Annotated in this window: 15 protein-coding genes; 13 read left to right on the plus strand and 2 right to left on the minus strand. The window is 42.8% G+C overall.

Going from position 1 to position 14,619, the window contains the following annotated elements; translation table 11 throughout:
- Positions 1-20: 20 nt before the first annotated feature.
- The 4 genes from grpE (at position 21) to dnaJ (ending at position 4,737) form a co-directional block, all read left to right on the plus strand.
- Positions 21-536 (plus strand): nucleotide exchange factor GrpE, encoded by a 516-nt coding sequence (gene grpE / locus MK385_RS09505; RefSeq protein WP_268725936.1) that lies wholly within the window; start codon positions 21-23, stop codon positions 534-536.
- Between the two features lie 484 nt (positions 537-1,020).
- On the plus strand, positions 1,021-2,844 hold the full coding sequence (gene dnaK, locus MK385_RS09510) for a molecular chaperone DnaK (RefSeq protein ID WP_268725937.1): 1,824 nt from the start codon (positions 1,021-1,023) through the stop codon (positions 2,842-2,844).
- Between the two features lies 1 nt (position 2,845).
- A complete protein-coding gene (locus tag MK385_RS09515) occupies positions 2,846-3,286 on the plus strand; it encodes a hypothetical protein (RefSeq protein WP_268725938.1) in 441 nt (146 codons plus the stop codon).
- A gap of 314 nt (positions 3,287-3,600) precedes the next feature.
- Positions 3,601-4,737, plus strand: a complete 1,137-nt coding sequence (dnaJ, locus tag MK385_RS09520) for a molecular chaperone DnaJ (protein ID WP_268725939.1) — start codon at positions 3,601-3,603, stop codon at positions 4,735-4,737.
- Between the two features lie 611 nt (positions 4,738-5,348).
- Here the strand turns inward: dnaJ and MK385_RS09525 are convergent.
- Together MK385_RS09525 and MK385_RS09530 are read right to left on the minus strand one after the other, a co-directional pair.
- Complete coding sequence (locus tag MK385_RS09525) at positions 5,349-5,636, minus strand: hypothetical protein (protein WP_268725940.1); 288 nt, start codon at positions 5,634-5,636, stop codon at positions 5,349-5,351.
- Positions 5,637-5,645: 9 nt separating this feature from the next.
- On the minus strand, positions 5,646-6,056 hold the full coding sequence (locus MK385_RS09530; protein ID WP_268725941.1) for an HIT family protein: 411 nt from the start codon (positions 6,054-6,056) through the stop codon (positions 5,646-5,648).
- A gap of 67 nt (positions 6,057-6,123) precedes the next feature.
- Between MK385_RS09530 and MK385_RS09535 the strand changes: the two genes are divergently transcribed.
- The 9 genes from MK385_RS09535 (at position 6,124) to infB (ending at position 14,570) form a co-directional block, all read left to right on the plus strand.
- Entirely contained in the window at positions 6,124-6,855 is a 732-nt protein-coding gene (locus MK385_RS09535; protein WP_000889944.1) for an ABC transporter ATP-binding protein, read from the plus strand.
- On the plus strand, positions 6,852-7,901 hold the full coding sequence (locus tag MK385_RS09540; RefSeq protein WP_268725942.1) for an ABC transporter permease: 1,050 nt from the start codon (positions 6,852-6,854) through the stop codon (positions 7,899-7,901). Before MK385_RS09535 ends, MK385_RS09540 begins: the two co-directional genes overlap by 4 nt.
- Before the next feature lie 47 nt (positions 7,902-7,948).
- Positions 7,949-8,743, plus strand: a complete 795-nt coding sequence (gene ccrZ, locus MK385_RS09545) for a cell cycle regulator CcrZ (protein ID WP_000363015.1) — start codon at positions 7,949-7,951, stop codon at positions 8,741-8,743.
- Complete coding sequence (gene trmB, locus MK385_RS09550) at positions 8,740-9,375, plus strand: tRNA (guanosine(46)-N7)-methyltransferase TrmB (RefSeq protein WP_268725943.1); 636 nt, start codon at positions 8,740-8,742, stop codon at positions 9,373-9,375. Before ccrZ ends, trmB begins: the two co-directional genes overlap by 4 nt.
- Before the next feature lie 126 nt (positions 9,376-9,501).
- A complete protein-coding gene (rimP, locus tag MK385_RS09555) occupies positions 9,502-9,981 on the plus strand; it encodes a ribosome maturation factor RimP (protein ID WP_125441757.1) in 480 nt (159 codons plus the stop codon).
- A 42-nt stretch (positions 9,982-10,023) separates the two neighbouring features.
- Positions 10,024-11,160: a transcription termination factor NusA gene (gene nusA, locus MK385_RS09560; protein ID WP_000032278.1), complete on the plus strand. Its 1,137-nt coding sequence runs from the start codon at positions 10,024-10,026 to the stop codon at positions 11,158-11,160.
- 21 nt (positions 11,161-11,181) lie between these two features.
- On the plus strand, positions 11,182-11,475 hold the full coding sequence (rnpM, locus tag MK385_RS09565; RefSeq protein ID WP_000857560.1) for an RNase P modulator RnpM: 294 nt from the start codon (positions 11,182-11,184) through the stop codon (positions 11,473-11,475).
- Positions 11,468-11,767: a YlxQ-related RNA-binding protein gene (locus tag MK385_RS09570; protein ID WP_001041396.1), complete on the plus strand. Its 300-nt coding sequence runs from the start codon at positions 11,468-11,470 to the stop codon at positions 11,765-11,767. Before rnpM ends, MK385_RS09570 begins: the two co-directional genes overlap by 8 nt.
- A 16-nt stretch (positions 11,768-11,783) precedes the next feature.
- Positions 11,784-14,570 carry a translation initiation factor IF-2 gene (gene infB, locus MK385_RS09575; RefSeq protein WP_268725944.1) on the plus strand — a complete coding sequence of 929 codons (2,787 nt, stop codon included), beginning with the start codon at positions 11,784-11,786 and terminating at the stop codon, positions 14,568-14,570.
- The last annotated feature ends 49 nt before the right edge of the window (positions 14,571-14,619 follow it).

A 14,619-nucleotide genomic window follows, 5' to 3' on the forward strand; every position in this document is an offset into this window, starting at 1 on the left:
AATCATTAAAGGAGGCGAAAATGGCCCAAGATAAAAAAAACGAAGAAATGAAAGAAGAGGAAGTTGTGGAAACAGTAGAAGAAACAACTCCTGAGAAGTCTGAGTTGGACTTGGCAAATGAACGTGCAGATGAGTTCGAAAACAAATACCTTCGCGCTCATGCAGAAATGCAAAATATTCAACGCCGTGCCAATGAAGAACGTCAAAACTTGCAACGTTATCGTAGCCAAGACCTGGCAAAAGCAATCTTACCATCACTCGATAACCTAGAACGTGCACTAGCAGTTGAAGGTTTGACAGACGATGTTAAAAAAGGATTGGAGATGGTGCAAGAGAGCTTGATTCACGCTTTGAAAGAAGAAGGAATCGAAGAAATCGCAGCTGACGGCGAATTTGACCATAACTATCATATGGCCATCCAAACTCTCCCAGCAGACGATGAACATCCAGCAGATACCATCGCCCAAGTCTTCCAAAAAGGCTACAAACTCCATGACCGCATCCTAAGACCAGCAATGGTGGTGGTTTATAACTAGGATACAAAGCCCGTAAAAAGCTCACAGTAAAAATAGGAGATTGACGAAGTGTTCGATGAACACAAGGAAATCTATCTTTTTTACACAGAGCTTAGGGCGTGTTCAACTATGTGGTAAGTCAGAAATCTGTGATTTCGTTGACGCACCCCCGCAAGGGTGATTAGGTTGGTCACAAGCATTTGCGAAGTGAACTGCCAATCAGCTACTGCGTATAATTTCGACTCCTCATGTCGCAATTTACATAATAGAAAACTTGTCCGAAATGACACTAAACTATGAAGAAAGTTAAGAAAGTTGTTCAGCTTTGCAATAGTAAGCGAAGCGAACCAAAGGCGATACTCTTCGCCGTGGCGCTATTTGCGCAAACTTTGAGACCTTAGGCTCAAAGTTTAGTCAAAGAGATTGACGAGGTCAAGCTCTGACGGCGCCGCCACTTAAGAAGAGTATCAAAAAGAAAAAAGATAAATTTAAGGAGAAAAAACACATGTCTAAAATTATCGGTATTGACTTAGGTACAACAAACTCAGCAGTAGCAGTTCTTGAAGGAACTGAATCAAAAATCATCGCAAACCCAGAAGGAAACCGCACAACCCCTTCTGTAGTGTCATTCAAAAACGGAGAAATCATCGTTGGTGACGCTGCAAAACGCCAAGCAGTTACAAACCCAGATACAGTTATCTCTATCAAATCTAAGATGGGAACTTCTGAAAAAGTTTCTGCTAACGGGAAAGAATACACTCCACAAGAAATCTCAGCTATGATCCTTCAATATTTGAAAGGTTACGCTGAAGAATACCTTGGTGAAAAAGTAACCAAGGCTGTTATCACAGTTCCAGCTTACTTCAACGACGCTCAACGCCAAGCAACTAAAGACGCTGGTAAAATTGCTGGTCTTGAAGTAGAACGTATCGTTAACGAGCCAACTGCAGCAGCTCTTGCTTACGGTTTGGACAAGACTGACAAAGAAGAAAAAATCTTGGTATTCGACCTTGGTGGTGGTACCTTCGATGTCTCTATCCTTGAACTCGGTGACGGTGTCTTCGATGTATTGTCAACTGCAGGGGACAACAAACTCGGTGGTGACGACTTTGACCAAAAGATTATCGACCACTTGGTAGCAGAATTCAAGAAAGAAAATGGTATCGACTTGTCAAACGACAAGATGGCTCTTCAACGTTTGAAAGACGCAGCTGAAAAAGCGAAGAAAGACCTTTCTGGTGTGACTTCAACACAAATCAGCTTGCCATTTATCACTGCTGGTGAAGCTGGACCTCTTCACTTGGAAATGACCTTGACTCGTGCGAAATTTGACGATTTGACTCGTGACCTTGTAGAACGTACAAAAGTTCCAGTTCGCCAAGCCCTTTCAGATGCAGGTTTGAGCCTGTCAGACATTGACGAAGTCATCCTTGTTGGTGGTTCAACTCGTATTCCAGCCGTTGTAGAAGCTGTTAAGGCTGAAACTGGTAAAGAACCAAACAAATCAGTGAACCCTGATGAAGTTGTTGCCATGGGTGCTGCAATCCAAGGTGGTGTGATTACTGGTGATGTCAAAGACGTTGTCCTTCTTGACGTAACACCATTGTCACTTGGTATCGAAACAATGGGTGGTGTCTTCACAAAACTCATCGACCGCAATACTACAATTCCAACTTCTAAATCACAAGTCTTCTCAACTGCAGCAGACAACCAACCAGCCGTTGATATCCACGTTCTTCAAGGGGAACGCCCGATGGCAGCAGATAACAAGACTCTTGGACGTTTCCAATTGACAGATATCCCAGCTGCACCTCGTGGTATTCCACAAATCGAAGTAACATTTGACATCGATAAGAACGGTATCGTATCTGTTAAAGCCAAAGATCTTGGAACTCAAAAAGAACAAACAATCGTTATCCAATCTAACTCAGGTTTGACAGACGAAGAAATCGATCGCATGATGAAGGATGCAGAAGCAAACGCTGAAGCAGATAAGAAACGTAAAGAAGAAGTTGACCTTCGTAACGAAGTAGACCAAGCTATCTTTGCGACTGAAAAGACAATCAAGGAAACTGAAGGCAAAGGCTTCGATGCAGAACGTGATGCTGCCCAAGCTGCCCTTGATGACCTTAAGAAAGCGCAAGAAGACAACAACTTGGACGACATGAAAGCAAAACTTGAAGCCTTGAACGAAAAAGCACAAGGACTTGCTGTTAAACTCTACGAACAAGCCGCAACAGCCCAACAAGCTCAAGCAGGAGCAGAAGGCGCACAAGCAACAGGAAACGCAGGCGATGACGTCGTAGACGGAGAGTTTACGGAAAAGTAAGATGACATTAGATTTTACAAATAGAAACCACGTTGACCTATATAATCAACTTTGCAGAGAAGCAAAACAAGATCTAGAAAGTACCAAGAGCCAAATAAGAGAATATTTCACAAGTGATCGTGTAGATGAATTAGAATTATACAAGGAAAAAATTCACGTAGCTAGGTTACGCTCGGAACAAATGGATTCATCATTAAATAATATTTTGTCTTCCGTTTTCACACCAACGGTTGCAGCAGCATTAACACTTGCTATTACAATTCCATTTGAACTATCAGAAAAAGATCCTAATGTTATTAATTTACCTGTGTATATATCGGGTGCTATTGTAATTTTGTATATGCTCCGATTAGTATGGATTCGTCGTTTAAGTTCAAAGTCTGAAAAGGAATGGACAAACAAACATAGGGTTCTATACTTTTTAGAAAATTATAAACCGTAATAAAATAAGGAAATCCAGAGGTTGCAACCCAGCCTCTGTTTTTCGGTAAAAGGGGACTGAATCTCATTTATTTAGGAATATAAAAGAAAGGAATTGAACCCGACCTAAATAGTGGTTTAATTCACAATATCAATAGAAAGGAACAAAGAGTGTTCGAGAAATTGAACTCGAGCTCTTAAGTTTCTTACTCAATATGAAAGAAAGGAACTGAACCCGACCTAAATTCTCGGAAAAAAGATAAATCTGTCTAGGAGCATCGCTCCTGCGTCAGATTTCCTATTTTTCAGTCGAATTTTTCGGTCTTGGTATCTTAAATGAACAATACTGAATTTTATGACCGTTTGGGCGTTTCAAAGAATGCATCTCAAGATGAGATCAAGAAAGCCTATCGGAAATTATCTAAAAAATATCACCCAGATATCAACAAAGAGCCTGGTGCTGAGGACAAGTACAAGGAAGTTCAAGAAGCCTATGAGACTTTAAGTGATGAACAGAAACGTGCTGCTTACGACCAATATGGTGCGGCTGGAGCCAACGGTGGCTTTGGTGGAGCAGGAGGTTTCGGTGGATTCGACGGAGCAGGTGGCTTTGGTGGATTTGAGGATATCTTTTCAAGTTTCTTCGGCGGAGGTGGTGCTTCACGCAATCCTAACGCTCCTCGCCAGGGTGATGATCTCCAGTATCGCGTCAATTTGACTTTTGAAGAAGCCATCTTTGGTACTGAAAAAGAAGTCAAATACAATCGTGAATCAAGCTGTCGTACTTGTAACGGATCAGGTGCTAAGCCTGGAACAAGTCCAGTTACTTGTGGACGCTGTCACGGTTCTGGTGTAATCAACGTCGATACTCAAACACCGCTTGGTATGATGCGTCGCCAAGTAACCTGTGATGTCTGTCATGGTCGCGGAAAAGAAATTAAAGATCCATGTACAACTTGTCATGGAACAGGTCATGAAAAACAAGCCCACAGTGTCCATGTGAAAATTCCAGCAGGTGTCGAAACTGGCCAACAAATTCGTCTAGCTGGTCAAGGGGAGGCAGGCTTTAACGGTGGTCCTTATGGAGACTTGTATGTAGTAGTTTCTGTAGAAGCAAGCGATAAATTTGAACGTGAAGGAACAACTATTTTCTACAAGTTAAACCTCAATATCGTCCAAGCAACTCTTGGTGATACTGTCGATATCCCAACCGTTCACGGTGATGTTGAATTGGTGATTCCAGAGGGAACTCAGACTGGCAAGAAATTCCGTCTACGTGGTAAGGGAGCTCCAAGTCTTCGTGGTGGTGCTGTTGGTGACCAATACGTCACTGTTAATGTCGTGACGCCTACAGGCTTGAACGAACGCCAAAAAGCAGCCTTGAAAGAATTCGCAGCTGCAGGTGATTTGAAAGTCAATCCAAAGAAAAAAGGCTTCTTTGACCATATAAAAGATGCCTTTGAAGGAGAATAAAAGTAAAAAGAGCCGTTGGGCTCTTTTTGTTTTTAGATTTTTTAAGACTTTCCTTAAGTAATGACGGACGTTAGCGACCTTTTTCGAAGTTCCATACCTAAACTTTGAGCCTAGGTCTCAAAGTTTCAGGTGTGTTCATTACGGCGGAAAGTCTTCGATTTAGTTATGAAACGGTGAATAATACTTTTCAAAAATCTCTTCAAACCACGTCAGCGTTGCCTTGGCGTAGATATGGTTACTGACTTCGTCAGTCTCATCTACAACCTCAAAACGGTGTTTTGAGCAGCCTGCGGCTAACTTTCTAGTTTGCGCTTTGATTTTCATTGAGTATAAGCAAAAAGAGCCCTTGGGCTCTTTTTGCTTATAGATTTTTTAAAACTTTCCTTAAGTAATGACGGACGTTAGCGATCTTCTTCGAAGTTCCATACCTAAACTTTGAGCCTAGGTCTCAAAGTTTCCGGACACCTGAAACCAAGCTGTTTCAGATGTTTTCATTACGGCGGAAAGTCTTCGATTTAGTTGTGAAATGGTGAATGGGTTGCCTAAATTATGATGTATAGTTGATGGGATATAACTTGTTTACATTTTTAAAAAGAGCCGTCGGGCTCTTTTTACTTATCCTCAAATTCCTGTGTTTCTTTTATCACAGCTAGTCTAGTCTGGAAATCTTTTTCCAAGACTTTGAATTTATAGGTTAAATCTTTTTGGTATTCCTTGATAAGGGCTTTTTGTTGGTCGATGATTTGTAGGCTGTTTTGGATGATATCCAAATCATCCTTGATAGCTTCGACGCGGTCAGTTGTATCTAGTACTTCATCCTGAATGGCTTGGCGATTTTTCACGACAAAATAACTTCCAGCTGCAGCTCCTGCGAATAGCAGTAGATTTGATAGTTTCATGGCATCTCCTTAAGCATTTTTAATGGTTTCAGCGACTTGGGCAAGTTTGTCAAAGTCTGGTTCGTGAGCGATAAAGTCAATCTTGAGGTCATCTTCTGCACCGTAGCGAGGTACGAGATGCACGTGAGTATGAAAGACTGTTTGACCAGCAACTTCCTCACAGTTGGCGATGATATTCATTCCGGCAGCCTTGGTAGCCTTCATGACTTTTTGAGCCACTGTTGGCACTGATGCAAAGAGTTGGCTAGCGCTGGTAGCATCCATCTCCAAAAGATTGCGATAATGTTCTTTTGGTACTACTAAGGTATGTCCAGGTGTTACTTGAGAGATATCAAGGAAGGCAAGAACCTGTTCATCCTCGTATACTTTTGAAGCAGGAATCTCCCCTGCGATAATCTTACAAAAAATGCAATCTGACATAAAATCCACCTCTACTGTATTGAATTTTGATATAATATAGCTACATTATACCAGATTCGGAGAAAATATGTTAGAAATTAAAAACCTGACAGGAGGCTATGTTCACGTCCCTGTCTTGAAAGATGTGTCCTTTACAGTTGAAAGTGGGCAGTTGGTTGGTTTGATTGGTCTTAACGGTGCTGGGAAATCAACGACTATCAATGAGATTATCGGTCTTTTGACGCCTTACAGTGGGGAAATTAAGATTAATGGTTTGACCCTGCGAGAAGATGCGACTAGCTACCGCAAGCAGATTGGTTACATCCCAGAGACGCCTAGCTTGTACGAGGAATTGACCCTCAGAGAGCATATCGAAACGGTGGCTATGGCTTACGGTATTGAACAAAATGTGGCTTTTGAGCGAGTAGAATCTTTGTTAAAAATGTTTCGTTTGGATCAAAAATTAGATTGGTTTCCTGTGCATTTCTCCAAAGGGATGAAGCAGAAGGTCATGATTATCTGTGCCTTTGTGGTGGATCCGAGCCTCTTTATCGTGGATGAGCCTTTCCTTGGGCTCGATCCGCTGGCTATTTCTGACTTGATTCAGCTTTTGGAAGTAGAAAAGCAAAAAGGCAAGTCTATCCTCATGAGTACCCACGTGCTGGACTCGGCGGAGAAGATGTGTGACGCCTTTGTTATTCTCCACAAGGGGGAGGTGAGGGCTCAGGGGAACCTTCAGCAACTCCGCGAGGCCTTTGACATGCCTGAGGCTAGCCTGAACGACATTTACTTGGCTCTGACCAAAGAGGAGGAGCTATGAAAGACTTGTTTTTAAAGCGAAAGCAGGCTTTTCGTAAAGAGTGTGTCGGTTATCTGCGTTATGTTCTCAATGACCACTTTGTCTTGTTCCTACTAGTTCTCATCGGTTTTTTAGCTTACCAGTACAGTCAACTCCTGCAAGATTTTCCTGAAAATCATTGGCCTATCCTCTTGTTTTTGGGGATTGTATCTGCCTTGCTTTGGGCTTGGGGAGGAATCGCGACCTACATGGAAGGACCGGACAAACTCTTTCTCTTAGTCAGTGAAGAAGAGGTTAAGTCTCACCTCAAAGGGCAGACAGTACGCTCACTGGTCTTTTGGCTCTTTGTCCAAACCCTTTTCTTGCTTTTATTTGCGCCCTTATTTTTAGCCATGGGTTATGGCTTGCCAGTTTTTCTCATCTATGTGCTTTTACTAGGAGCAGCGAAGTACATAGTCTTTCATCAAAAAGCCAGTAAATTTTATACTGATACTGGCCTCGACTGGGACTATGTGATTGCCCAAGAAAGCAAGCGCAAGCAAGTCTTGCTTCGTTTCTTTGCTCTCTTTACTCAGGTCAAGGGCGTTTCAAATAGTGTCAAACGTCGCGCTTATCTGGATTTTATCCTTAAAGCAGTTCAGAAAGTGCCGAGCAAGATCTGGCAAAACCTCTATCTTCGTTCTTATCTGCGAAATGGAGACCTCCTTGCCCTCAGTCTCCGCCTCTTGCTCCTATCCTTGTTAGCTGTGATCTTTATCGAGCAATCTTGGATTGCGACGGCAGTGGTTGTCCTGTTTAATTACCTTATGCTCTTCCAGTTGTTGGCTCTCTATCGTGCCTTTGACTACCAGTACTTGACCCAGCTCTTTCCTTTAGAAAAGGGTGAAAAAGAGAAGGGTTTGAAACAGATAGTGCTCGGTGTTGGAAGTGTCGTTCTTTTGTTGGAATTGCTAGTTGGAGCAGTAGTTTTTCAAGAAAAAATAGCCTTGTTGGCTCTTGTAGGAGCAGGTCTCTTCCTACAATTGTTTTATTTACCTTACCAAGTTAAAAGATTGGTTGACGAATAGACAAAAAACTAGTAGAATAGTAAGGAAACTTTATACGGAGGAAAGAAATGGACTTGGGTGATAATGAGCTAACGCTGACCCCGATACCAGGGAAGAGCGGCAAGGCTTATATGGGAAGCTACCCTGATGGGAAGCGCGTCTTTGTAAAAATGAACACCTCTCCAATCCTACCTGGCCTAGCCAGAGAACAAATCGCTCCTCAATTACTATGGACTCGTCGTTTAGCGGATGGTCGTGATATGTGTGCCCAAGAATGGTTGACTGGCAAAATCTTGACTCCCTACGATATGAATCGCAAACAAATCATTACAATCTTGAACCGTCTCCACCGCTCGCGTCCCTTGATGAAGCAGTTGAGTCGTTTGGGATATACCATGGAAAAACCGGTTGATTTATTGCGTTCTTGGCAACAAGAAGTACCAGAAATCTTGCAACAGAATCACTACTTAAATAGTGTGATTGCTGAACTAGGTAAGACGGTTCCAGGTTTTAGAGAAGACCATGCAACGATTGTGCACGGTGATCTTCGCCATAGTAATTGGATTGAGACAGAGAGTGGACTCGTTTATCTAGTGGATTGGGATTCGGTTCGTCTGACGGATCGTATGTTTGATGTAGCGCATTTGCTATGCCACTACATTCCAGATCATCAGTGGCGTCAATGGTTGAGAGACTACGGCTATAAGTACAATCAGACAGTGTTAGATAAATTGTATTGGTATGGTCAGTATTCTTACTTGAACCAGATTGCCAAATACTGTGAAAATCAAGATTTAGACAATGTAAACCGGGAGATTTATGCCTTGCGTGTCTTCCGTGACAAGTATGGAAAGAAGAGATGAGAGTTAGAAATCGTAAAGGGGCGACAGAATTACTAGAGGCTAATCCCCAGTATGTGGTCCTCAATCCCATGGAAGCTAAAGGGAAATGGCGAGACTTGTTTGGAAATGATCATCCTATTCATGTTGAAGTTGGGAGTGGGAAAGGGGCCTTTGTATCAGGAATGGCCAAGCAAAACCCTGACATCAACTATATCGGGATTGATATCCAAAAGTCGGTATTAAGTTATGCCTTGGATAAGGTATTAGAAGTTGGAGTTCCCAACATCAAATTGCTGTGGGTAGATGGTTCAGATTTGACAGACTACTTTGAAGATGGTGAGATTGATCGTCTCTATCTAAACTTTTCAGATCCATGGCCTAAAAAACGCCATGAAAAACGTCGTTTGACTTACAAGAGTTTCCTGGATACCTTCAAGCGCATCTTGCCTGAGAATGGGGAAATCCATTTCAAGACAGATAACCGTGGCTTATTTGAGTACAGTCTAGTGAGCTTTTCTCAGTATGGGATGAAACTCAATGGGGTTTGGCTAGACTTACATGCCAGTGATTTTGAAGGCAATGTCATGACGGAATATGAGCAAAAATTCTCCAACAAGGGTCAAGTGATCTACCGAGTTGAAGCAGAATTTTAAGAAATAGCTTGAAAACCAGCTGTTTGAGTGCTAATGCTTTACATAAATTGACAAACGTGCTATACTGATAGTAAGAATATGAGAAAGAGAGGCGGGGAAATATCTTCGCCTCTTGCTTATGAGGAGGTGGACGAAATCGCAACAATCGTAGAATTAGTCAGAGAAGTTGTAGAACCTGTCATCCAAGCACCTTTCGAACTCGTGGATATCGAGTATGGAAAGATTGGCAGTGACATGATTCTCAGTATTTTTGTAGACAAATCCGAAGGAATTACCTTGAACGACACGGCAGACCTGACAGAAATCATCAGTCCTGTCCTAGACACCATCAAGCCTGATCCCTTCCCAGAACAATATTTTCTAGAAATCACTAGTCCAGGATTGGAACGTCCTTTGAAAACCAAGGATGCTGTCGCTGGAGCTGTTGGGAAATACATCCATATTGGGCTCTACCAAGCCATTGATAAACAAAAAGTCTTTGAAGGAACTTTGGTATCCTTTGAAGAGGATGAGTTGACCATGGAGTATATGGACAAGACACGTAAGAAAACCGTTCAAATTCCATACAGTTTAGTATCAAAAGCACGTTTAGCAGTAAAACTATAGAAAAGAAAGGATAGCTTTTGAGGATTCAAAAGTAAAAAGAACATGAGTAAAGAAATGCTAGAGGCCTTCCGCATTTTGGAAGAAGACAAGGGAATCAAAAAAGAAGACATCATCGACGCAGTAGTAGAGTCGCTTCGTTCCGCTTATCGCAGACGCTATGGTCAATCAGACAGCGTAGCCATTGACTTCAATGAAAAAACAGGTGACTTTACAGTTTATACTGTCCGTGAAGTTGTAGATGAAGTATTTGATAGCCGTTTGGAAATCAGCTTGAAAGATGCCCTTGCCATTAATTCAGCCTATGAGCTTGGTGACAAGATTAAGTTTGAAGAAGCACCAGCTGAGTTTGGTCGTGTAGCAGCCCAATCTGCCAAACAAACCATCATGGAAAAAATGCGCAAGCAAACACGTGCCATCACTTACAATACTTACAAAGAACATGAACAAGAAATCATGTCTGGTACAGTAGAACGATTTGACAACCGCTTTATCTATGTCAACCTTGGCAGCATCGAAGCCCAATTGTCAAAACAAGACCAAATCCCTGGAGAAGTCTTTGCTTCCCACGACCGTATCGAAGTCTATGTTTACAAAGTCGAAGACAACCCTCGTGGAGTTAACGTCTTTGTTAGCCGTAGCCATCCAGAAATGATCAAACGTTTGATGGAACAAGAAATTCCAGAAGTGTACGATGGAACGGTTGAAATCATGAGCGTAGCTCGTGAAGCTGGTGACCGTACTAAAGTTGCCGTTCGTAGCCACAATCCTAACGTGGATGCTATCGGGACAATCGTTGGACGTGGTGGTGCTAATATCAAGAAAATCACCAGCAAATTCCACCCAGCTCGTTACGATGCCAAGAGTGACCGTATGATTCCTGTCGAAGAAAACATCGACGTTATCGAGTGGGTAGCGGATCCAGCTGAATTTATCTATAATGCTATCGCACCGGCAGAGGTTGACCAAGTTATCTTTGATGAAAACGACAGCAAACGTGCCTTGGTCGTTGTACCTGATAACAAGCTTTCTCTTGCGATCGGTCGTCGTGGACAAAACGTTCGCTTGGCGGCTCACTTGACAGGTTACCGTATCGATATCAAGTCTGCAAGCGAATTTGAAGCTATGGAAGAAGCCGGTCAAGTGGATTACGCAGCTGCGGATGAATTGACAGAAGAATAAAAGCTGCTAGAGGAGGGAAAGATGAAAACAAGAAAAATCCCTTTGCGCAAGTCTGTTGTATCCAACGAAGTGATTGATAAGCGTGATTTGCTCCGCATTGTCAAGAACAAAGAAGGACAGGTCTTTATCGATCCGACAGGCAAGGCCAATGGTCGTGGCGCTTATATCAAGCTAGACAATGCAGAAGCCTTAGAGGCCAAAAAGAAGAAAGTCTTTAACCGCAGCTTTAACATGGAAGTGGAAGAAAGCTTTTATGACGAGTTGATCGCCTATGTGGATCACAAAGTGAAAAGAAGAGAGTTAGGACTTGAATAAGCAAAAGATAAGTAATCTCTTGGGACTTGCTCAACGAGCAGGCCGGATCATATCAGGAGAGGAATTGGTGGTTAAAGCCATCCAAGACCAGAAAGCCAAGCTAGTCTTTCTAGCCCATGATGCTGGTCCCAATCTGACCAAGAAAATTCAAGATAAAAGTGACTATTATCAAGTAGAAGTTATAACCGTGTTTTCAACACTGGAATTAAGCATAGCAGTCGGAAAATCGAGAAAGGTTTTGGCTGTGACAGATGCTGGATTTACAAAGAAAATGAGGTCTCTTATGGAATAGAAGAGGAGGACATGATTTGTCTAAGAAAAGATTGTACGAAATCGCAAAAGAACTTGGAAAAGAAAGTAAAGAAGTTGTAGCGCGTGCAAAAGAGTTGGGCTTGGATGTGAAAAGCCACTCATCGAGCGTAGAAGCAGTTGCTGCTGAACAAATCGCAGCTAGCTTTAAACCTGCACCTGCTCCTAAGGCAGAAGCAAAACCTGCAGCACCAAAAGCAAGTGTAGAAAAGAAAGTTGAAAAGCCTGCATCAGCTAAACCAGTTGTCGCTAAGGAAGAAAGCAAACCAGCTACACCTGCAGCTTCTAAGGAAGAAAAAGTTGTAGCTGCAAGACCGCAGAGTCGAAACTTTAAGGCGGAACGTGAAGCGCGTGCCAAAGAGCAAGCGGAAAGACGCAAGCAAAACAAGGGTAACAACCGCGATCAACAACAAAACGGTAACCGTCAAAAGAACGATAACCGTAACGGTGGGAAACCTGGTCAAGGGAACCGTGACAATCGTCGTTTTAACGACCAAGGGAAGAAACCACAAGGCCAAGGAAATCGTGGCAATGATTATCGCCAACAAGCTGATAATCGTCCCAACCAAGCTGGCCCTCGTATTGACTTTAAAGCTCGAGCAGCAGCTCTGAAGGCTGAGCAAAATGCAGAATACGCACGCTCAAGCGAGGAACGCTTCAAACAGTCTCAAGTTGCCAAAGAAGCCTTGGCTCAAGCTAATAAACGCAAGGAGCCAGAAGAGATCTTTGAGGAAGCTGCTAAACTAGCTGAACAAACTCAGCCAGCTGTAGCAGTAGCTCCTGTAGCGAAAGAAGCGCCAGTGGATACACGTCGTAAAAAACAAGCTCGACCAGACAAAGATCGTGATGATTACGATCATGAGGAAGATGGTCCTAGAAAACAACAAAAGAATCGAAGTAGTCAGAATCAAGTGAGAAATCAAAGAAATAGTAACTGGAATAACAACAAGAAAAATAAAAAAGGCAATAAACAAAATAACCGTAATCAGGCTCCAAAACCTATTACAGAGCGTAAATTCCATGAATTGCCAACAGAATTTGAATATACAGATGGTATGACTGTTGCGGAAATCGCAAAACGTATCAAACGTGAACCAGCTGAGATTGTTAAGAAACTATTTATGATGGGCGTTATGGCCACTCAAAACCAATCTTTGGATGGAGAAACAATCGAACTCCTCATGGTTGATTATGGAATTGAAGCTAAACAAAAGGTAGAAGTGGACAATGCGGATATTGAACGTTTCTTCGTAGAAGATGGATATCTAAATGAAGACAAGTTGGTTGAACGTCCACCAGTTGTAACTATCATGGGACACGTTGACCATGGTAAAACAACCCTTTTGGATACCTTACGTAATTCTCGTGTCGCTACAGGAGAAGCAGGTGGTATCACTCAGCATATTGGTGCCTACCAGATTGAGGAAAATGGCAAGAAGATTACCTTCCTTGATACACCAGGACATGCGGCCTTTACTTCTATGCGTGCACGTGGTGCCTCTGTTACCGATATTACGATCTTGGTCGTAGCGGCAGATGACGGGGTTATGCCTCAAACTATCGAAGCTATCAACCACTCAAAAGCAGCTAATGTTCCAATCATCGTTGCTATTAACAAGATTGATAAGCCAGGTGCAAATCCAGAACGTGTAATCGGCGAATTGGCTGAACACGGTGTTATGTCAACTGCCTGGGGTGGTGATTCTGAGTTTGTAGAAATCTCAGCCAAATTCAACCAAAATATCGATGAACTCTTGGAAACTGTTCTTCTTGTAGCTGAAATTCAAGAGCTCAAAGCAGACCCAACCGTTCGTGCCATCGGTACTGTTATCGAAGCTCGCTTGGATAAAGGTAAAGGTGCGGTTGCAACCCTCCTTGTTCAACAAGGTACCTTGAATGTCCAAGACCCAATCGTTGTTGGTAATACTTTCGGACGTGTCCGTGCCATGACCAATGACCTTGGTCGTCGTGTCAAGGTTGCTGGACCATCAACGCCAGTTTCTATCACAGGTTTGAACGAAGCGCCAATGGCGGGTGACCACTTTGCTGTTTACGAAGATGAAAAATCTGCGCGTGCAGCCGGTGAAGAGCGTGCAAAACGTGCCCTCATGAAACAACGTCAAGCTACCCAACGTGTCAGCCTTGAAAACCTCTTTGATACGCTTAAAGCTGGTGAGCTTAAGTCTGTTAACGTTATCATCAAGGCCGACGTACAAGGTTCTGTTGAAGCCCTTTCTGCCTCACTTCAAAAGATCGATGTAGAAGGAGTAAAAGTTACTATCGTTCACTCTGCGGTCGGTGCCATCAATGAATCTGACGTGACTCTTGCGGAAGCTTCAAATGCCTTTATCGTTGGTTTCAACGTCCGCCCTACACCACAAGCTCGTCAACAAGCAGATGCTGACGATGTCGAAATCCGTCTCCACAGCATTATCTATAAGGTTATTGAAGAGATGGAAGAAGCCATGAAAGGGATGTTGGATCCTGAATTTGAAGAAAAAATCATCGGTGAAGCTCTTATCCGTGAAACCTTTAAGGTGTCTAAAGTGGGAACTATCGGTGGATTTATGGTTACTAGCGGTAAGGTTACCCGTGATTCTAAAGTCCGTGTAATCCGTGACGGTGTTGTTATCTATGACGGTGAACTCGCAAGCTTGAAACACTACAAAGACGACGTGAAAGAAGTTACAAACGGTCGTGAAGGTGGATTGATGATTGAGGGCTACAATGATATCAAGATGGATGATGTCATTGAGGCTTATGTCATGGAAGAAATCAAACGTTAAGATTTTTGCTCCTTTCTTAGGTGGTGAGGGACGCAAGCAAACCAATGGT

The organism is Streptococcus oralis, assembly GCF_026782125.1.
In the GTDB taxonomy this organism is placed as follows: domain Bacteria; phylum Bacillota; class Bacilli; order Lactobacillales; family Streptococcaceae; genus Streptococcus; species Streptococcus oralis_CE.

Excerpts from the sequence above, each read along its gene's own strand:
- grpE (WP_268725936.1), top strand. The coding sequence starts at position 21 with ATGGCCCAAGATAAAAAAAACGAAGAAATGAAAGAAGAGGAAGTTGTG.
- dnaK (WP_268725937.1), top strand. The coding sequence starts at position 1,021 with ATGTCTAAAATTATCGGTATTGACTTAGGTACAACAAACTCAGCAGTA.
- MK385_RS09515 (WP_268725938.1), top strand. The coding sequence starts at position 2,846 with ATGACATTAGATTTTACAAATAGAAACCACGTTGACCTATATAATCAA.
- dnaJ (WP_268725939.1), top strand. The coding sequence starts at position 3,601 with ATGAACAATACTGAATTTTATGACCGTTTGGGCGTTTCAAAGAATGCA.
- MK385_RS09525 (WP_268725940.1), bottom strand. The coding sequence starts at position 5,636 with ATGAAACTATCAAATCTACTGCTATTCGCAGGAGCTGCAGCTGGAAGT.
- MK385_RS09530 (WP_268725941.1), bottom strand. The coding sequence starts at position 6,056 with ATGTCAGATTGCATTTTTTGTAAGATTATCGCAGGGGAGATTCCTGCT.
- MK385_RS09535 (WP_000889944.1), top strand. The coding sequence starts at position 6,124 with ATGTTAGAAATTAAAAACCTGACAGGAGGCTATGTTCACGTCCCTGTC.
- MK385_RS09540 (WP_268725942.1), top strand. The coding sequence starts at position 6,852 with ATGAAAGACTTGTTTTTAAAGCGAAAGCAGGCTTTTCGTAAAGAGTGT.
- ccrZ (WP_000363015.1), top strand. The coding sequence starts at position 7,949 with ATGGACTTGGGTGATAATGAGCTAACGCTGACCCCGATACCAGGGAAG.
- trmB (WP_268725943.1), top strand. The coding sequence starts at position 8,740 with ATGAGAGTTAGAAATCGTAAAGGGGCGACAGAATTACTAGAGGCTAAT.
- nusA (WP_000032278.1), top strand. The coding sequence starts at position 10,024 with ATGAGTAAAGAAATGCTAGAGGCCTTCCGCATTTTGGAAGAAGACAAG.
- rnpM (WP_000857560.1), top strand. The coding sequence starts at position 11,182 with ATGAAAACAAGAAAAATCCCTTTGCGCAAGTCTGTTGTATCCAACGAA.